This window comes from Azospirillum argentinense (assembly GCF_000632475.1).
Taxonomy (GTDB): Bacteria; Pseudomonadota; Alphaproteobacteria; order Azospirillales; family Azospirillaceae; genus Azospirillum; species Azospirillum baldaniorum.
Genome location: NZ_CP007794.1, coordinates 1,225,788 through 1,243,161, shown reverse-complemented (window position 1 = coordinate 1,243,161; position 17,374 = coordinate 1,225,788). Strand labels below are relative to the sequence as shown.

General features: G+C 69.8%; 15 protein-coding genes. 10 read left to right on the top strand and 5 right to left on the bottom strand.

What is annotated here, in order from left to right:
• Positions 1 to 8: 8 nt before the first annotated feature.
• Positions 9 to 629 carry an ABC transporter substrate-binding protein gene (locus ABAZ39_RS19790; protein WP_040134492.1) on the bottom strand — a complete coding sequence of 207 codons (621 nt, stop codon included), beginning with the start codon at positions 627 to 629 and terminating at the stop codon, positions 9 to 11.
• 206 nt (positions 630 to 835) lie between these two features.
• Between ABAZ39_RS19790 and ABAZ39_RS19785 the strand changes: the two genes are divergently transcribed.
• Together ABAZ39_RS19785 and ABAZ39_RS34490 are read left to right on the top strand one after the other, a co-directional pair.
• Positions 836 to 1,930, top strand: a complete 1,095-nt coding sequence (locus ABAZ39_RS19785; protein WP_040134491.1) for a sulfotransferase family protein — start codon at positions 836 to 838, stop codon at positions 1,928 to 1,930.
• 101 nt (positions 1,931 to 2,031) lie between these two features.
• The gene (locus ABAZ39_RS34490; protein ID WP_247881661.1) at positions 2,032 to 3,060 is read left to right on the top strand and encodes an SMP-30/gluconolactonase/LRE family protein; all 1,029 of its coding nucleotides are present in this window, start codon (positions 2,032 to 2,034) and stop codon (positions 3,058 to 3,060) included.
• On the opposite strand, the gene ABAZ39_RS19775 is transcribed toward ABAZ39_RS34490, so the two are convergent.
• The gene (locus ABAZ39_RS19775; RefSeq protein ID WP_081863172.1) at positions 2,960 to 5,659 is read right to left on the bottom strand and encodes an MMPL family transporter; all 2,700 of its coding nucleotides are present in this window, start codon (positions 5,657 to 5,659) and stop codon (positions 2,960 to 2,962) included. The genes ABAZ39_RS34490 and ABAZ39_RS19775 overlap by 101 nt on opposite strands.
• A gap of 159 nt (positions 5,660 to 5,818) precedes the next feature.
• On the opposite strand from ABAZ39_RS19775, the gene shc reads away from it, so the two are divergent.
• From shc to ABAZ39_RS19760, 3 genes are read left to right on the top strand one after another with little or no spacing between them, the layout of a single operon-like run.
• Positions 5,819 to 7,750, top strand: coding sequence for a squalene--hopene cyclase (gene shc, locus ABAZ39_RS19770; RefSeq protein ID WP_040134488.1), 1,932 nt, complete (start codon positions 5,819 to 5,821; stop codon positions 7,748 to 7,750).
• 24 nt (positions 7,751 to 7,774) lie between these two features.
• The gene (locus tag ABAZ39_RS19765; protein ID WP_063922681.1) at positions 7,775 to 8,170 is read left to right on the top strand and encodes a DUF2141 domain-containing protein; all 396 of its coding nucleotides are present in this window, start codon (positions 7,775 to 7,777) and stop codon (positions 8,168 to 8,170) included.
• Positions 8,171 to 8,181: 11 nt separating this feature from the next.
• Entirely contained in the window at positions 8,182 to 8,886 is a 705-nt protein-coding gene (locus ABAZ39_RS19760) for a phosphorylase family protein (protein WP_051658280.1), read from the top strand.
• Here the strand turns inward: ABAZ39_RS19760 and hpnH are convergent.
• Complete coding sequence (hpnH, locus tag ABAZ39_RS19755) at positions 8,827 to 9,954, bottom strand: adenosyl-hopene transferase HpnH (RefSeq protein WP_040134487.1); 1,128 nt, start codon at positions 9,952 to 9,954, stop codon at positions 8,827 to 8,829. The genes ABAZ39_RS19760 and hpnH overlap by 60 nt on opposite strands.
• A gap of 214 nt (positions 9,955 to 10,168) precedes the next feature.
• Entirely contained in the window at positions 10,169 to 10,780 is a 612-nt protein-coding gene (locus ABAZ39_RS19750) for a hydrolase (protein ID WP_040134486.1), read from the bottom strand.
• Positions 10,781 to 11,075: 295 nt separating this feature from the next.
• Here ABAZ39_RS19750 and ABAZ39_RS19745 point away from each other — a divergent pair, with 295 nt between their 5' ends.
• From ABAZ39_RS19745 to ABAZ39_RS19725, 5 genes are all read left to right on the top strand, one after another.
• Positions 11,076 to 11,510: a response regulator gene (locus ABAZ39_RS19745; RefSeq protein ID WP_040135642.1), complete on the top strand. Its 435-nt coding sequence runs from the start codon at positions 11,076 to 11,078 to the stop codon at positions 11,508 to 11,510.
• A 128-nt stretch (positions 11,511 to 11,638) separates the two neighbouring features.
• Positions 11,639 to 12,751, top strand: a complete 1,113-nt coding sequence (locus tag ABAZ39_RS19740; RefSeq protein WP_051658279.1) for a cobalamin B12-binding domain-containing protein — start codon at positions 11,639 to 11,641, stop codon at positions 12,749 to 12,751.
• 38 nt (positions 12,752 to 12,789) lie between these two features.
• Positions 12,790 to 13,998, top strand: coding sequence for a sensor histidine kinase (locus ABAZ39_RS19735; RefSeq protein WP_051658278.1), 1,209 nt, complete (start codon positions 12,790 to 12,792; stop codon positions 13,996 to 13,998).
• A gap of 133 nt (positions 13,999 to 14,131) precedes the next feature.
• Positions 14,132 to 14,824 (top strand): exopolysaccharide biosynthesis protein, encoded by a 693-nt coding sequence (locus tag ABAZ39_RS19730; RefSeq protein WP_040134485.1) that lies wholly within the window; start codon positions 14,132 to 14,134, stop codon positions 14,822 to 14,824.
• 26 nt (positions 14,825 to 14,850) lie between these two features.
• Positions 14,851 to 16,155 carry a hemolysin family protein gene (locus ABAZ39_RS19725; RefSeq protein ID WP_040134484.1) on the top strand — a complete coding sequence of 435 codons (1,305 nt, stop codon included), beginning with the start codon at positions 14,851 to 14,853 and terminating at the stop codon, positions 16,153 to 16,155.
• Between the two features lie 22 nt (positions 16,156 to 16,177).
• Here the strand turns inward: ABAZ39_RS19725 and rodA are convergent, their stop codons facing one another.
• Positions 16,178 to 17,350, bottom strand: a complete 1,173-nt coding sequence (gene rodA / locus ABAZ39_RS19720) for a rod shape-determining protein RodA (RefSeq protein ID WP_040134483.1) — start codon at positions 17,348 to 17,350, stop codon at positions 16,178 to 16,180.
• Positions 17,351 to 17,374 lie beyond the last annotated feature (24 nt).

Genomic DNA, 17,374 nt, shown 5'->3' with positions numbered 1-17,374 from the left:
CTCCGCCTCTAGGCCCCGCCGAGGATGCGGTCGGCGTTGCTGTTCAGATCGCGGGTCAGGGCGGCCAGCCCGCCGCCGCGCAGCGTGTTCTGAAATTCCGAGCGCTGGGTGGCGAGCTGGCTGACCGTGCCCTTCGCCAGCACGTCGAGGATGCGCCAGCGGTCGCCCTCGGGACGCAGCAGATAGCTCAAGCGCACCGGCGTCTTGCCCGCGCGCACCAGATCGGTGTCGACCAGCAGCATCCCGCGCGGAGCCGGCCGCTCGCCGACGATCTCGAGCCGCTGGCCGTCGTAGCTGTCGAACCGGTCGACGTACTGCGCGGCGCTGCGCCGGGCGAAGGCGTCGAGCGCCTGCCGCTTCTCCGGCTCCGCCGACTGGTCGAAATAGGGAGCGGCGGCGACGCGGAGCGCCGCTTCCAGGTCGAAGGTGTCGAGCATCACCGGCAGGAAGCGCTGAAGCCGCGCCCGCGCCGGCTCCCGTCCCGCGGCCTCCCGCATCAGGGACAGGATGGCTTCGTTCAGCCGCGCCACCGTGGCGCGGGCGCCCGGCGTGGTGCCGGCTTGCTGGGCCACAGCGGGGACCGGCAGCAGGCCAGCCGCCAGGACGGCCAGCGCGAGCGCGGCGCGCATCCATGTTCGGCGTGAGAAAGACCCAGTCATCGCGGTGCGCCCCGTCCTGTTCCGGCAAGAGTCGATGGGAATCTGCCCGTTCGGGGCAGATGGATTCAACCGTCCGTATGGGATGTAACAGCGTCCGGGCCGGTCTATCCTCCTGCGTGGCGCTGTCGAAGGGAGGTGTCCGGATGGGTGGATCGGCGAAGAGGGAAAGCGGATGGATGCCGATCCCGGACCATCCGCTGTATGGCTGCGACGCCGTCACGCTGCTGACCGTGCTGGCGCGCAATGGCGGGCCGAAGGGGCGCGGCTGGACGACGGCGCTGGCGGCGCTGGGCTCGGCCGTCGGGCGCGCGCCCTTCTCGCTGGCGGAGGCCGGGTGGGTGGCGGCGCGGCGCCGGATGTCTGCCGGTTTGCCGCCGCCGGTCTTCATCCTGGGCCATTGGCGCAGCGGCACCACCCATCTCTACAACGTGCTGAGCCGCGACCCGCAATTCGGCATCATCGACCCCTTCGCGGTCGGTCTGCCCTGGGACATGCTGGGGCTGGGCTCGGTCCTGCGGCCGTTGCTGGCCCGCGCCCTGCCGGAGCGGCGCTACATCGACAACGTGCCGGTCAAGGCCGACAGCCCGCAAGAGGACGAGATCGCGCTGGCGAACATGTCGCCGGTCTCCTTCTACCATGGCCTCTATTTTCCGGAACGGTTCGACGAGAACCTGCGCCGCGGCCTCTATTTCGATGGTTGCACGGCGGCGGAGCGGGACGCCTGGAAGCGCCGCTTCCTCTATTTCCTGGAGAAGGTGTCGATCGCACAGGGCGGGCGCTGCATCCTGCTGAAGAACCCGGTCTACAGCGCGCGGGTGGCCATGATGCGGGAGATCTGGCCCGACGCGCGCTTCATCCACATCCATCGCGACCCGCGGGCGGTGTTCGTGTCCACGGTGGGCTTCTACCGGACGCTGCTGGCGCGGCTGGCGCTCCAGCCGCACGGGCACATCGACGTGGAGCGGGTGGTGCTGGACCACTACCCGCGCATCATGCAGGCGCTGATCGACGACACGGCCGACCTGCCGGCGAACCGCTTCGCCGAGGTGCCGTTCGAACGCTTCGAGCGGGCGCCGTTGGAGGAGGTGGAGCGGCTGTACCAAACGCTGGAGTTGCCGGGATACACGGTGGCGCGGCCGAAGTTCGAGGCGTATCTGGGGGCGGTGAGCGATTACGCGAAGAACCGCCACCGCCTGTCCGACGAGGGGCGCGAACGGGTGGACCGCGAATGGGCGCCCTTCGTCGCGCGCTGGGGGGCCGGTGTGGCGTGAGGGCTTTTGCCCCCTCCCTAACCCTCCCCCGCTTTCGCGGGAGAGGGGACTGCCGCCGCTCCGCTCAAAGTTCCCTCCCTCGCCAAAGGCGGGGGAGGGTTATGGAGGGGGCAATCGCACTTCTCCTTCTCACTTTCCTCACCCACCCCGCCTACGCTACCTGCCGCACGGTCTCCGTCACCGCCAACGGCACTCCCGTCATTGGCATCGAGGACATGGCGCTCGACGCCGCGCGCGGTCAGGCGGTGCTGTCCGCCTACGACCGCCGGGCCGGAACCACGGGCGGGCTCTATCTGCTGAACCTGCGATCCCTCGACGCTCTGGCCGTCGCCGCCGTCCCCCTCGCCACCGGCCTGCGCCCGGCGGGCATCGACCTGCGCGCGGAACCGGACGGCGCGCTCTCCCTGCTCGCCATCAGCCGCCAGGAGGAAGGGTCGGCGACGGTCGAGCGCTACCGCCTGGACGGCGCCACCCTGACCCACCAGGGCACCACCGTCAGCCCCTTGCTCTGCCGGGCCAACGACGTGGCCTTCCTCGACGGTGAGCGTTTTCTCTTCACCAGCAGCCACGGCGGCTGCGGCTGGGGCGCCGTGATGCAGGACAACGTCCTCGGCGGGCGCCACGGCTTCGTCGGTGTGGTGGACAACGGAACGGCCCGCGTCCTGATCGGCGGGATCGGCTTCGCCAACGGCCTGTTCCCCGACCCGAGCCACGACCGGCTGACCGTCGCCGCTACGCGGGAGGAGGCTTTGCTCGTCTACCGCCTGTCCGACCCGCAGGCCCCGCCGCGGCGCATCGCCATGCCGGGCGGGCCGGACAACCTGACGATGGCCCTGGACGGCCGCCTGCTGGCGGCGCTGCACCCGTCGCCGGTCCGATTGGCGCTGCACCGTTACGGCTGGCCGGGCGGGGCGGCGTCGCCAACCCGCGTCGCGGCGCTCGGCCCCGCCGGGGTGGAGATCCTGCTGAACGAAGATGGACAACGCTTTTCGGCCGCCACGGTCGCCCTCTCGTGGAACGGGCGGCTGGTCATCGGGTCGGTGACCGCACCGGGGCTGCTGGTCTGCGACGAAGCCGCCAGCGGTGCCACAGGATCATCAGCGCCGGCAGAACCACCAGCGACGAGATGACCGTGTAGGTGATCGACACCGCCAGCAGCACCCCCATGCTGGACAGCCCGCGGTGGTTGGACAGCGCCAACGTCGCGAAGGCGGTGCTGGTGGTCAGCGTGCTGACCAGGACGGCGCGCGGCGTGCTGGTCACCAGAAGCTCGATGCCGAAGGCGCTGTCCGACGCCCCTTCCCGCACCAGATCCTGACCGCGCGAAACCATGTGGATGCTGCTCGACACGCCGAGCGCGAACAGCAGCGGGATGACGATCACGTTGGCGAAGTTGAAGGGAATGTCCAGCAACCCGGCGGTCGCCATGGTCCACAGGGCGGCCAGGACCAGCGGCGCCAGGATCAGCACCATCCCGGTCACCGAGCGCTGCACGGCGACCAGCAGAAGCACCATCAGCACCAGCGTCAGCGCCGTCGCCTCCAGGAAGGCGGAACTGACGACCCGCGCACCCTCCGTCACCGTCACCGGGGCGCCCGTGGCGTTGGGGGCTACGGCCAGTACCGCATCGGCGAACTCGGCCATGTCGCGGCTGTCGGAAATGTCATGGGTGGGCAGGACCTCGACACGGGCGCGTCCGTCAGCGGCGATCCAACGCGCCTTCAGGCTGTCCGGCACGTCGGCCGCGGTGACCGGCTGTTCGACTGCCATGCCCTCCCGCAGCCGGTCGAGCAGCGGCGGAACGCCTCCCGTCAGCGCGCGGTCGAGCGTGGCGAGCTGTGCCGGTTGGACGCGAGCCAGTGCGTCGGCAAAGCGCTGCACAGCGGCGCGGAGGTCGTTCGGGCCAGTCGGCTTTTCCGACAGATAGCTTCCCAGCACTGTCTTCAGCATGTCGAAGGCCCGCTCAAGCCCGTCTTGATCCAGTGCCGCCGACGCAGCGGGTGCGGTCAGGCTGGGGCCGAGGAGCAGCGACATGTCCGCCAGGATGGGCAGCTTGGCCTCCTGATCCTTGGGGATGAAGCTGGCGAAGGTGCGCACACCCCCGGATTCCGGCAGCGCGCGCAGCCGGTCGGCCAGCGCCTGGGCTGCTTCGAGATTCGGGGTCAGGACATTGACGGAATAGGGGGATGTGCGCGGGACGGCCGCCAGATCGCGGTAGGTGGCGACGGCCTCTGTCCGCTCGTCCTGAAGGTTCAGCGGGTTGACGTCGAGCCGCACCAGCGGCAGAGCCGCGACGGACAGGACGGCGCTGGCACCGGCCAGGGCCAGGATGGCGCGATGGCGGCGGGTGACCCAGCCGGCGAACCCCCGGTCCTCGCGCTCCGGCTGGGGCACCCCGGGGCCGGGGCGCAGCAGTACGATCAGGGCGGGCAGGAGGGTCAGGCTGATGAACAGGGCCACCGCCATGCCGAGCGCGGAGATGATGCCGAACTCCGCCAGTCCCAGATAGGCGGTCGGCACGAAGGACAGGAAGCCGATGATGGCGCACAGGGTGCTGAGCACCAGCGCCGGCCCGACCGCCCGCACCGCCTCGATGGCGGCGGCCCGCGGAGGCAGGCCACGGCGCAACTCCTCCTGATAGCGCAGGCCGAGATGTCCGCCGTAATCGTCGCCAAGCCCGAAGAACATCACCGCGCAGGTGACGGAGATCAGGTTCAGCCGCCCCACGGTCAACGCTGCCGCCCCGGCGCTCAGCGTCAGGCCCAGCAGCAGAACCACCATGATGCAGGCGATCAGCCGCCCCGACCGCATTCCGGCGATCAGCACCGCTGACACCAGGATGAAGGACAGGATGGTGGCGAGGCCGGCGCTGTTGGCGACCGTGTCCAGCTCCGTTTGGCGCAGGGGGACCGTGCCGGTGACCCGCATCTCGACCCCTTGTCCGACCGGCTCCGCCTGGACGGCGGCGATGGCCTCGCGCGTCGCGTTCACCGGGGGGCGTCCCCGCCCGAAGGAGCTGTTGTCCAGAACGGGCCGGGCCAGGACGAAGCGGCGGTTGGCCGCCCGGTCTTCCTCCTCCGCGGCCTGCACCAGCCCCGTCCAGGACAGCGGCGCCGGCTGTCCGTCGATCACCGTCGCCGTGCTGACCGCCAGCCGGTTCAGCAGGTCAGCGGGGGAGGCCGGCGCTCCCTCGTCCACGTGGGTCAGGATCAGGTCCAGCAGGTCGGCCAAGCCCTGGAGGTTCGGGGCGGCGTTCAGCGCGCCCAGCGCCGCCTGCGCGTTGGCCAGCCGGGTGGCCAGATCTTGCAATTTTTCCGTGTCGAGAAACAGCAAGCCGTACTGGCGGAAGTACGGGTCGGTGGAGGGTACCTCCACCGCCGACAGCACGTCGGTGCGGGCGGACATAAGCTCCGCCAGACGTACGGCGGCGGCATCCGACTGGTCGGGGGAAGGGCTGTCCACCACCACGACTATCTGATCGTCGGAGAAGGAAAAAGCCTGCCGGTATTCCTCCGTGTGTTGGCGGTAGGTCGCCTGCGACGAGATCATGTCCGCCGTGCTGGTGCTCATGGTCAGATTTTCGGCGGAGTACCAGCCGGCCAGCACGGACAGCAGCACGCCGAGGGCGAGCGTCACCCCAGGCCACTGGCAGGACAGGGTGCCGAGACCCCCGATCATGGCGCGGCCAAAGTCCGCCATGCGGTCAAGGACCCCTTGCTTCTCCGTCACGCTGTACGTCTCCTTTGGCAGCGTGCGCAGTCTGACAGGACAACCTGTGGCACCCAACGTACGCTACTGTATGTTACTTCCAACCAATGGGCGAAGTACGGCACCACAATACCCTGATACCTCCGCGGTGGGGAAATGGGGGGCAGAGCGGGAGCGCCGATGCAAGACCACAACGCAAGCACAACCTTGCGGGTTCGCCAAGCCGAGCCTTCGGGCAAGGCCGTGGGCGATGCTGTGGCGGACGCCACGGACGCCCTGATCCGGCACCAGCAGGACGACGGACATTGGGTGTTCGAACTGGAGGCCGACGTCGCTATTCCGTCCGAGTATCTGCTGCTGCACCACATCCTGGACGAGATCGACTCTGAACTGGAGGCCGGGTTGGCGGCCTTCATACGGGGGCGGCAGGGGAAGGATGGTGGCTGGCCGCTGTTCTTCGGCGGTGCCATGGACATCAGCTGCAGCGTGAAGGCCTACTTCGCGCTGAAGGCCGCGGGGGACAGCCTCGACGCGCCGCACATGCGCCGCGCCCGCGAGGCGATCCTGGCGCGGGGCGGGGCCGCGCGCTGCAACGTCTTCACCCGCATCCTGCTGGCCCAGTTCGGACAGATACCCTGGCGGGCCGTGCCGGCCATGCCGGTGGAAATCATGAACCTGCCGCCCTGGTCGCCCTTCCACATTTCGCGCATCTCCTACTGGTCACGGACGGTGGTGGTGCCGCTGCTGGTCGTCATGGCGCACCGGCTGCGCGCCCGCAACCCGCGCGGCATCGACATTGCCGAGTTGTTCATCGAGCCGCCCGAGCGGGTGCGCAACTGGCACAGCAACAACAGCCGTGGCGGCTGGGCCACGCTGTTCCGCGCGCTCGACGCGGCGTTGCACGCGGTGGAGCCCCGCCTTCCGGCCAACGGGCGCCAGACGGCCATCGACCGCGCCGTGCGCTTCGTGACGGAGCGGCTGAACGGCGAGGACGGGCTGGGCGCCATCTTCCCGGCAATGGTCAACGCGGTGCTGATGTTCCATTGCCTGGGCATGCCGCCCGACCATCCCGACGCGGCGATGGCACGCCGCGCGCTGCGCGGGCTGGTGGTGCGGCAGCCGGGGCGGGTCTATTGCCAGCCCTGCCTGTCGCCGGTCTGGGACACCGCAATCATCTGCAACGCCCTGCTGGAGACCGGCAGCCCGCGGGCCCGCGCCGCGGCCCGGTGCGGGGCGGACTGGCTGATCGACCGGCAAATCCTGGACGTCGAGGGGGATTGGGCGTGGCAGCGGCCGGGGCTGGCCTCGGGCGGCTGGGCCTTCCAGTACAACAACGCCCATTACCCGGACACCGACGACACCGCCATGGTGGTGATGGCCTTGCAACGGCTGGACGCCGACCGCTACGGCGAGCCGATCCGCCGCGCGCGGGACTGGATCGTCGGCATGCAGAGCCGCAACGGCGGCTGGGGCGCCTTCGACGCCGAGAACCAGCACGACTTCCTCAACCACATCCCCTTCGCCGACCACGGCGCCTTGCTCGACCCGCCGACCTCCGACGTGACGGCGCGCTGCGTCATGATGCTGGCCCGGCTGGGCGAGGGGCGCGACACCGTGCCGACCCGCCGCGGCCTGACCTTCCTGGAGCGCGAGCAGGAGAGCGACGGCGCCTGGTTCGGGCGCTGGGGCACCAACTACGTCTACGGCACCTGGTCGGCGCTGGAGGCCCTGAACGCCGCCGGGGTGCCGCACTCCGCGGTGGCCGTGCAGCGCGCCGCCCAGTGGCTGCTGGCGCACCAGCGCGCGGACGGCGGCTGGGGCGAGGACGGCGCCAGCTATTGGGCCGGCAACCCGCGCGGCGAGGGGCCGGTCTCCACCGCCTCGCAGACCGCCTGGGCGCTGCTCGGGCTGATGGCCGCCGGCAAGGGCAACCACCCGGCGGTCGACCGCGGCGTCGAGTATCTGCTGTCGGCCCGCGACGCCGAAGGGCTGTGGAGCGAGGAACCCTTCACCGCCGTGGGCTTCCCGCGCGTCTTCTATCTGAAGTACCACGGCTACGCGGCGAGCTTTCCGCTGTGGGCGCTGGCCCGCTACCGGGCCCTGAGGGCATGATGGGGCGGGCATGATGGGGCGGATGTGAGGGCAGCGGCGGCGGTCTTGGCCGCGGCGCTGACCGTGACCGTCCAGGGCGTGCGCAACGGCGACGGGCTGATCGTCCTCGCCGTTTGCGAGGAAGCGGCCTACCCGGCTGGGCGCTGCGCCTTCCGGGTCGCCGCCCCGGCGGCCGAGGGTTCGGTGCGCGTCACCGTGCCCGACGTGCCTCCGGGGACCTACGCCCTGCGCGCCTACCACGACGAGAACGGCAATGGGCAACTGGACCGCAACCTCCTCGGCGTGCCGCGGGAGGGCTTCGGTTTCGGCAACGACGCCCCGGTGCTCCTGGCCCCGCCGAGCTTCCGCGACGCCGCCGTGACGGTGGGGGGGGATGGCGTGGAGACGGCGTTGACGCTGCGTTACTGGTTATCGCCATAGGGAGGCGAGTGATGGCCGCCGCGATCCTCACCGGCATGGCGTTGGAGGCCCGGATCGCCCGGCGCGGCGGGCTGCCCGTCGCCTGCGCCACGGGGCACGCCGCCGCCATGGCGGCAGCGCATCGCTTGCTGGAGGGGGGCGCCGGCGGGATTGTCAGCTTCGGCATCGCCGGCGGCTTGGCGCCCGACCTGCGGCCCGGTTCGCTGGTCCTGGCGAGCGCCGTCGTCGATAAGGACGGTGCCGTCCATGAAACCTGCCAATCTTGGCGGAACCGCCTGCGCAACGCCCTGCCGCAGGCCCATTCCGGCATGGTGGTGGGGGCGCGGATGCCCGCGGTGACGGTCGGGGACAAGGCCCGGCTGCGCGCTCTGACCGGCGCCGCGGCGGTCGATCTTGAAAGCCTTGCCGTTGCGCGGGCCTGCCAAGCCTGGGGGCGGCCCTTCGCCGTGCTGCGCGCAGTTGCCGACCCGGCGTGGCGGGCGCTGCCCGCGGCGGCGTTGGCTGGGCTGGACGGGGAGGGGCGCATGGCCCCCGGCGCCGTGCTGGCGCGGCTGGCCGCCGACCCCCGCGAACTCGTCGCGCTGGGCCGGCTGGCCTGGGACCTCGGCAAAGCCCTGGCGTCGCTGCGTAGGGCCGCCCGAGCCATTCCGGTGGATTTACTCGGCGGCGGTCCGCTCGGCCTCGATCCGGCGCAGCGTGTCCGCGACGTGGCGTGAAAAGACCTCCTCCGCCGGGCGCTGGCGGTCCAGCGGGATCTCCGGTGCCATCGGCCCGTCCGTGCGCGGCCCGCGCAGGCTGACCGCCAGCGCCGAAAGGGGATTGCGCAGCGTGTCCTCCACCGCGGTCGGCTCATAGCCGCTGTGGACCATGCAGTCGGCGCACTTCTCGTAATTGCCGGTGCCGTAGGCGTCCCAGTCCGTCTCCTCCATCAGCGCCTTGAAGGTCGGGGCGTAGCCCTCGCCCAGCAGGTAGCAGGGGCGCTGCCAGCCGAAGACGTTGCGCGTCGGGTTGCCCCAGGGCGAGCAGCGGTAGGTGCGGTTGCCGGCCAGGAAATCCAGGAAGAGGGACGATTGCGAGAAGCGCCACTTCCGGCCCCGCCCCCGCGCGAAGACCTCGCGGAACAGTTCCTTGGTCTTGCGGCGGTTCAGGAAATGCTCCTGGTCCGGCGCGCGCTCGTAGGCGTAGCCGGGCGACACGGTGACGGCGTCGATGCCGGCGGCCATGGCCTCGTCGAAGAAGGCGGCAACCTTCTCCGGTTCCGCCCCGTCGAACAAAGTGCAATTGATGTTGACGCGAAAGCCGCGCGCCTTGGCGGCGCGGATCGCCGCGACGGCGCGGTCGTAGACGCCCGGCTGGCAGACGGCCTTGTCATGCTCCTCCCGCCCGCCGTCCAGATGGACCGACCAGGTGAAGAAGGGGCTGGGGGTGAAGCGGTCGAGCCGCTTTTCCATAAGCAGGGCGTTGGTGCAGAGATAGACGAACTTGCGCCGCGCCACGATGCCGGCGGCGATGGTGTGGATTTCGGGGTGCAGCAGCGGCTCCCCTCCGGCGATGGAGACCACCGGGGCGCCGCATTCGTCCACCGCGCCCAGGGCGTCCTCCACGGACAGGCGACGGCGCAGAATCGGGTCGGGATAGTCGATCTTGCCGCAACCCGCGCAGGCGAGGTTGCAGCGGAACAGCGGCTCCATCATCAGCACCAGCGGGAAGCGCCGGTTGCCCTTGAGGCGCTGGCGCAGCACATAGGCGCCGACCAGCACCGCCTGGATCGCAGGAACGGCCATGGTTACGCCTCTCCCGGACCGTGGTGGATCGCCGTCTGGTGGATCGCCGTCATGGGCTCATCCCTGAAATTGCATCGCGCTCCAGTTTGGAGCGTCCGGAGACGCACGGCAGGTAGATTACTGTATGATACTTGCCGCAGTCCGGCGGGCAGGGAGGATTTGCGGGACGTACAGGGTGTACGTGCGCCCTTTCGGTGCGGTCTTGGCGTGGTGTTCAGGGCTGCGGCTTGCGCCCGCTCCGCGCGACTTTGGCCTTCTTGGATTTGGTTTGCGGCTGGGCGAGGTGCTTCAACTCCTCGTATCGGCTCAGAAAGAGCGCGTAGGCCCGATCGGGGCCGACCGGGACGATCCTGTCCGGGTGGGCGGGCGGCAGATGCCCCCAATCCAGCCAGGCGGGCGGCAACAGGTCGCGCAGTTCCGTCGCCATGCAGACGAGGTCGGCCTGCTTGATGGCCGGCACCTCGTCGTCGAAGCCGAACCAGCGGCGCAGCGCGTCCTTGACCGGATGAAGCCGCTGTTTGACGTAGTCGCGGTCCAGCATCACCTTCACCGGCGACGGCCAGTCGCCGAGAAACTCCTCGCAGTCGTGCATCAGGGCCGAGTAGGCCAGGGGCGGTGGCACCAGACGCGAGACCATCACCGAATGCTCGGCGACCGAGTACCAGGGCCGGGCCGCCCCGCCCCAACGCGGCTGGGACGACAGGCACTGGGCGATGTCCTCGATCGGCATGCCTGTGGCGTCCGGCGTCAGCAGGTCGAGAACGAAGCCGGACGGCATCAGGATGGCGGTGCGCCCGTCCGGTCTCTTGAGAAGATCGAGTTGCATGGTGGGGACCGTTCCAAACCGCGGGCGGGGTGCGGGGCCATGCTCAAGAGCTGGCCCCGGCCGTCGACCCGATCGCTCGATCGGGCTGCGCGGGTTTAGCAGATCGCGGACGGGGCGGACAACGGCCCCCGGCGCAAGGCCGCCATCGACCGTGACGGCGCCGCGCCCGCGCTCGCCCTGGGTTGCATAAGTTACAAATTTTGCATCATTTACAGGCTTCTCCGGTCGTTCCGGTCGATGTAACGTATGCCTGCGTTTCCCCAGTGCAACGACACGGATAGGGATGGCCGCGCCGATGCTGAACGAGCCTGCGAAGGATGGGGTGCTGAACCGCAGCATCAACGACCTGCGCGTCCTGCTGATCGAAGACGACGACTTCACCCGCCGGCTGATGAGCCGCCTGCTGCAGGATCTGAAGGTCCGCCAAGTGTGGGAGGCGTCCGACGGCGTGTCGGCGCTGGCCATCCTGCGTGACCATCCCGAAAAGGTCGACCTCGCCATCTGCGATCTGGAGATGCCGCGGATGAGCGGGCTGGACCTGCTGCACGCCCTGCGGACGGCCACGGGCAATCCCCTGGCCGACCTTCCGGTGATCGTCCTGACCGGCCACCGCGAGGCGGACACCGTCAAGCGGGCCATCGCCTACGGCATCTCCGGCTATCTGGTGAAGCCGGTGTCGAAGACCGACCTCGTGAAGCGTCTGAGCTTCGTCCTTCAGAAAGGCCGGTGACAGGGCTTTCGCAATCATAAGGAGTGATCGGTCGGAAACTGACCCATTTGGTGCAGTCAGGCGTTGCGGGAACGGATGCGAGGGGGCACCTTCTTTCCGACCACCCCTTTGACCGGAGACGCCGTGCCATGCCGGGGACCGTCCGGCCCATTCCAGGTCCGCTGCGGATCGCCTCGAATCCCATCGTGGACCGCCGCGAGGAGTTGGCGCGCGCCGTCGTCGCCATCCAGTTCGAGCGCTGGCCGGCGCTCTACGCCCGTTACGGCGAGGCCGGTCGGGAACGTTGCGTCGAGGATGTCGGCTTTCACCTTCTGTATCTGGCGGAGGCGGTGGCGAGCGACAGCCCGGCGCTGTTCCGCGAGTATGTGGCCTGGGTCAAGATCCTCTTCGCCGGGATCGGCATTCCGGACGAGGAACTGGGCGAAAGCCTGGAAATCCTCCGCGACGTGGTGGCCGTCCGGGTCGATCCCGCCACGGCGGCGCGCGCGCATGCCTGCGTGGAGGAGGGGCTGTCGGCGCTGCCCGGTCTGCCGCGGGAGGCGCCGCCCTTCGTCCGGCCGGACGCGCCGCTCGGCGCGCTCGCGCGCTCCTATGTGGATGCGCTGCTGGCCGGGGACCGGCGCCGGGCGGCGGCGCTGGTGACGGAGGCCACGGCCGCCGGGGCGACGGTGCCCGACCTTTACCTGCATGTGTTCCAACCGGCCCTGCGCGAGATCGGGCGGCTGTGGCAGACGCAGGCGATCACCGTGGCGCACGAGCATTTCGCCACCGCCGCCACCCAGGCGATCATGGGCCAGCTCTACCCGGCGATCTTCGCCGCCGAGCGGCGCGGCCTGTCCATGGTCGCCACCTGCGTCGGCGGGGAGCAGCACGAGATCGGCATCCGCATGGTCGCCGACTTCTTCGAGATGGCCGGCTGGGACAGCCACTATCTCGGCGCCAACACGCCCGCGAGCAGCATCGTCCACGCGCTGCGGGAGCGGAACGCCCAGATTCTGGCGGTATCGGCCACCATCACCGCCCATGTCGGACGGGTTGCCGCCCTCGTCGCCGCGGTGCGCGCCGAACCGTGGGAGCGGCCGCCGCAGGTGCTGGTCGGCGGCTACCCCTTCAACCTCGTCCCGGATTTGTGGAGGACGGTCGGCGCCGACGCCTTCGCCCCCGGCGCGCAGGAGGCCGTCGCCATCGCGGAGCGGCTGATCGGTCCGGCCGTCCCCGACCGCGCCGCCGGTGTTGCCTGATGAGTATCGCTTGATGAGCGTGGCGTGAAGGAGGGGACATGGACGGCTTGGTCCTGACCTGCGACCACGACGGGCGGCTGCGCGCCTTGCACCGGGTGGGGGCCGGACTGCCAGGATTGACCGGAAAGCCCGGCACGCCCTTTCCGGCCCTGTTCGGCCCGGACGCGGTGGCGGGGGCGCTGGACCTGTTCAGCGGCCTGCGGAAGTCGGGCCGGGCGCTCGATCATCCCGTGCCCAGCCGGCTCGACCCTGCCGGGGTGCTCCATGTCAGCGGACTGAGCGACGCGGAGGGCATGGTGCTGGCCGTGACGCGGGCGCCCGGCGGGTTCCCGGCGCTGACGGAAGCGCTGGACGCGCTCAATCCGCGGCTGGCCCGGCGGCTCGCCCCCCTCGGGTCGGCGGTTGCGACGCCGGAGCTTCCCGGCGCGGACGCGCTGTTCGACGAGATGACCCTCCTCAACAACGAACTCGCCAACGTCCAGCGGGCGCTCGCCAAGGCCAACGCCGAACTGGCCGCCAGCAACGAGCAGAAGAACCGGCTGATGGGCATGCTGGCCCACGATCTGCGCACGCCGCTCCAGGTCGTCGTCGGCTTCGCGGAGCTGTTGGAGCAGCGGCTGGACGGGCGGCTGGAGGCGACGGAGCGCGCCTGCCTGGAGCGTATCCGGGAATCCAGCCTGTCGATGCGCCACATGGTGGAGGACGCGCTGTCCCTGGCGGCGCTCCAGGCGGGGCGGCTGCGGTTGGCGCGGCGACCGTCCGATCTGGCGGCGCTGGTCCGGCGGAACGTCTCGATGAATCGCGTGTTGGCCGAGGGCAAATGCATCACCATCGAGCTGTCCGTGCCCGAACGCCCGTTGCCCATGGCCGACGTCGATCCGGCCAAGCTGGATCAGCTTCTCAACAACCTCCTGTCGAACGCCGTCAAATACTCCGACCGGGGCGGGCGGGTTCGCGTCGCCCTCAGCGAGGCCGCGGGGGAGGTGGGCGGCGAAGGGGGCGGCCGGGCGCGCCTGCGCGTGTCCGACGACGGGCGTGGCATTCCTCCGGCCGAGCTGGCGCAGCTTTTCCAGCCCTTCGCCCGCACCGGCCGGCTGGGCACCGAGGGGGAAGGGACGGTCGGCCTCGGCCTGTACATCTGCCGCTCCATCGTCGAGGGGCATGGCGGGCGCATCACCGCCGATTCGGCGCCGGGGCGCGGCTCGACCTTCACGGTGGACCTGCCGTTGGTGGCATCATCCCCTTGAGAGGCGGGGCATTCCACAGACGGGCTGGCGCGCCGACCGGCGATGCTGTAAAAGGAGCCCTTACGATGTTGCGACGCGAAAGGTCCATGGGTTTACCCTTCCGCCGTTTCGGGCGGCCTCCGTGGGGAGCGCCGTGAGCGACGGCCGACCTCCCGACACGTCCCCGGACCTTCGGCCTCCGGAGGGCGTCGACCGCGGCGATGCCGCGACCACCGGTTTCCCGCCGGTGAACCCCGCTTCGGCGGTGCTGGACGATTTCCTGAACCACGACCATGGCGCGCGGATCGCGCTGGGCGACCTCGTGGGCATTCTGGGCGACCGCGCCTTCGGCGCCCTGCTTCTGATCCTGTCCATTCCGAACATCCTGCCGGTGCCGGGCCTGTCCACGGCGACCGGCCTGCCGATGCTGCTGATCGGCGCCCAGATCGCCGCCGGGCGCGACCGCCCCTGGCTGCCGCGACGGCTGGCCGCCCTCACGCTCGACCGCGACGCCTTCCTGCGCGTGATCGCGAAGGCGAAGCCCCACGTCGACCGGCTGGAGCGGCATCTCCGCCCGCGCCTTCCGGCGATGACCGCCCCGACGGCGGAGCGGCTGCTCGGCGTGGCCGTGATGATCCTGGCCGGAATCCTGGCCCTTCCCATCGTTTTCGGCAACCAGCCGCCGGCCTTCGCCATCGCGCTGATCGCGCTGGGGCTGATCGAGAAGGACGGGGCCTTCGTCGTCGCCGGCCTGATTGCCGGTCTGATCGCCATCGTCATCGTCGCCGCCGTCCTGTTCGGTTTCGGGCAGGCCGGCATGCTGATTTTCCACAAACTGTTTTCATAAAAGGGAGCGCCCACGGGCTCGCCGCCATGATCTGGGAAGTTCTGGTCATCATTTTGCTGATCCTGCTGAACGCCTTTTTCGCGATGTCGGAAATGGCGCTGGTGTCGTCGCGACGCGCGCGGCTTCAGCAGATGGCCGAGGAAACGCGCAGCAAGGGCGCCCGCGCCGCGCTGAAACTGTCGGAGGACCCCGGCAACTTCCTCTCCACCGTGCAGGTCGGCATCACGCTGATCGGCATCATCGCCGGCGCCTATGGCGGCGCGACCCTGGCCGACCGGCTTGGCACCGTCCTGGACGCCAACGTCTCCTGGATCGCCCCCTATGGGCAGCAGGTCGGCTTCGCGCTGGTCGTCGCCGCGATCACCTACCTGTCGCTGATCATCGGCGAACTGGTGCCCAAGCGCATGGCGCTGGTCAACGCGGAGCGCATCGCCGCCGGCGTGGCCGGTCCGATGAGCGTGCTGTCGCGCATCGCCATGCCGCTGGTCTGGCTGCTGGGCGTTTCGACCGAGGGCGTGATGAAGCTGCTGCGCCTGCCCACCGCGCGCGAGCAGACCGTCACCGAGGAGGAGGTCAAGAGCCTCATCAAGGAGGGCACCCAGAGCGGCGTCTTCGAACCCGCCGAGCGGCAGATGATCGAGGGCGTGTTCCGCCTGTCCGACCGCACGGCGCGGTCGATCATGACGCCGCGCCCGGACCTCGTGTGGATCGACCTCGACGACCCGCCCGACGCCATCGCCAAGGAAATCCAGGCCAGCGGCTATTCCCGCTTCCTGGTCTGCCGCGGCGACGTGGACGAGGTGCAGGGCATCGTGTCCAGCAAGGCGCTGCTCAACCAGGCGCTCCAGGGCCGCCGCTTCGACCTGCGCGAGGCCATGGTGGAGCCGCTGATCGTCCATGACGGCACCCCCGTCCTGCGGTTGCTGGAGCTGTTCAAGCAGGCCAGCATCCACATGGCCGTGGTGGTGGACGAGTACGGCAGCGTCGAGGGCATCGCCACCGTGACCGACATCATGGAGGCCATCGCCGGCGAGATGCCCGAACAAGGGCAGGAAGGCGACGGCTTCGCGGTCCAGCGCGAGGACGGCTCCTGGCTGGTGGATGGCATGACTCCGGTGGAGGAGGTGGAGTCGCTGGTCGGCGTGAGGGGGCTGAAGGGCGAGGGCGATTACCACACCATCGCCGGCTTCATGCTCGACCGGCTGGGCCATGTGCCCACCGCCGCGGAGAATTTCCACTGGAACGGCTTGCGCTTCGAGGTCGTCGATATGGACGGTCGTCGCATCGACAAGGTGCTGATCCAGGAGAACGGCGAAATCTCGGAGGGCTGACAGAGCGCTCCGAAGGGCAGCGTCACAACTCGGTGACGCCGCTTTTGGGGATGCGGACCTCGCGGTGGACCGACATGCTGAGCAGAAGCCCCACGCCGATCATCAGCGTCATCATCGCCGACCCGCCGTAGGACACCAGCGGCAGCGGGATTCCCACCACCGGGATCAGGCCGGTCACCATCGACACGTTGACCATCACGTAGAGGAAGAACTGCGCGGTCATGCCGACCGCGACCAGCCGGGCGAACTGGCTGCGGCAGCTCAGCGCGATGACCACGCCGTAGATGAACAGCATCAGGTAGAGCGCCAGCAGGATCAGCGCGCCGACCATCCCGAACTCCTCCGCCAGCACCACGAAGATGAAGTCGGTGTGCTTCTCCGGCAGGAACATCAGCTGGCTCTGCGAGCCGGACATGAAGCCCTTGCCGAACAGCCCGCCGGACCCCAGGGCGATCTTCGATTGGAGGATGTTGTAGCCGGCGCCGAGCGGATCGGTCTCCGGGTCGAGAAAGGTGTAGACGCGCTGTTTCTGGTAATCGTGCAGGAATTCCCAGGCGACGGGGATCGCCGCCAGCCCGCCGCCGATGACCAGCAGGAACTTCCAGATCCTCACGCCCGCCGCGAAGAAGACGGCCCCGCTGCCCATGATCAGCAGCAGCGAGGTGCCCAGGTTCGGCTGCATCAGCACCAGCGCCACCGGGACGAAGACCAGCAGCAAGGGCGGGATCAGCAGCAGCGGGCGACCGATCTGGTCCAGCGAGATGCCGTGGAAGTAACGGGCCAGCGCCAGGGTCAGGGCCGGCTTCATCAGCTCCGACGGCTGGAGCTGGAAGAAACCCAGGTCGATCCAGCGCTGGGCGCCCATGCCGATGCGGCCCATCAACTCCACCGCGACCAGCAGGCAGAGCACGATCAGGAAGATGGCGTAGGCCGACTTCATCAGATGCCGCACGTCGACCAGCGCGATCATCAGCATCAGGACGAGGCCGGGGACGGCGCGCACGAGTTGCGGCTGCGCCCAGGGCTTCCAGTTGCCGCCGGCGGCCGAGTAGAGCAGGGCCACCCCGACCGACGTGATGATGCAGACCAGGAGCACCAGCCCCCAGTTGATCATGCGGAACTTGCTGCCGAGCGTCAGTTCCGGGCGCTGCGGGGCCAGCCCGCCCGACCCGTGGTTCGAAAGGACCGCGACCATGAGGAAACGTTCGTTGTGTCCGGG

What these genes read in the sequence shown, in the direction of transcription:
- ABAZ39_RS19790 (WP_040134492.1), bottom strand. Translation starts at nt 629, where the DNA reads ATGCGCGCCGCGCTCGCGCTGGCCGTCCTGGCGGCTGGCCTGCTGCCG.
- ABAZ39_RS19785 (WP_040134491.1), top strand. Translation starts at nt 836, where the DNA reads ATGCCGATCCCGGACCATCCGCTGTATGGCTGCGACGCCGTCACGCTG.
- ABAZ39_RS34490 (WP_247881661.1), top strand. Translation starts at nt 2,032, where the DNA reads ATGGAGGGGGCAATCGCACTTCTCCTTCTCACTTTCCTCACCCACCCC.
- shc (WP_040134488.1), top strand. Translation starts at nt 5,819, where the DNA reads ATGCAAGACCACAACGCAAGCACAACCTTGCGGGTTCGCCAAGCCGAG.
- ABAZ39_RS19760 (WP_051658280.1), top strand. Translation starts at nt 8,182, where the DNA reads ATGGCCGCCGCGATCCTCACCGGCATGGCGTTGGAGGCCCGGATCGCC.
- hpnH (WP_040134487.1), bottom strand. Translation starts at nt 9,954, where the DNA reads ATGGCCGTTCCTGCGATCCAGGCGGTGCTGGTCGGCGCCTATGTGCTG.
- ABAZ39_RS19750 (WP_040134486.1), bottom strand. Translation starts at nt 10,780, where the DNA reads ATGCAACTCGATCTTCTCAAGAGACCGGACGGGCGCACCGCCATCCTG.
- ABAZ39_RS19745 (WP_040135642.1), top strand. Translation starts at nt 11,076, where the DNA reads ATGCTGAACGAGCCTGCGAAGGATGGGGTGCTGAACCGCAGCATCAAC.
- ABAZ39_RS19740 (WP_051658279.1), top strand. Translation starts at nt 11,639, where the DNA reads ATGCCGGGGACCGTCCGGCCCATTCCAGGTCCGCTGCGGATCGCCTCG.
- ABAZ39_RS19735 (WP_051658278.1), top strand. Translation starts at nt 12,790, where the DNA reads ATGGACGGCTTGGTCCTGACCTGCGACCACGACGGGCGGCTGCGCGCC.
- ABAZ39_RS19725 (WP_040134484.1), top strand. Translation starts at nt 14,851, where the DNA reads ATGATCTGGGAAGTTCTGGTCATCATTTTGCTGATCCTGCTGAACGCC.
- rodA (WP_040134483.1), bottom strand. Translation starts at nt 17,350, where the DNA reads ATGGTCGCGGTCCTTTCGAACCACGGGTCGGGCGGGCTGGCCCCGCAG.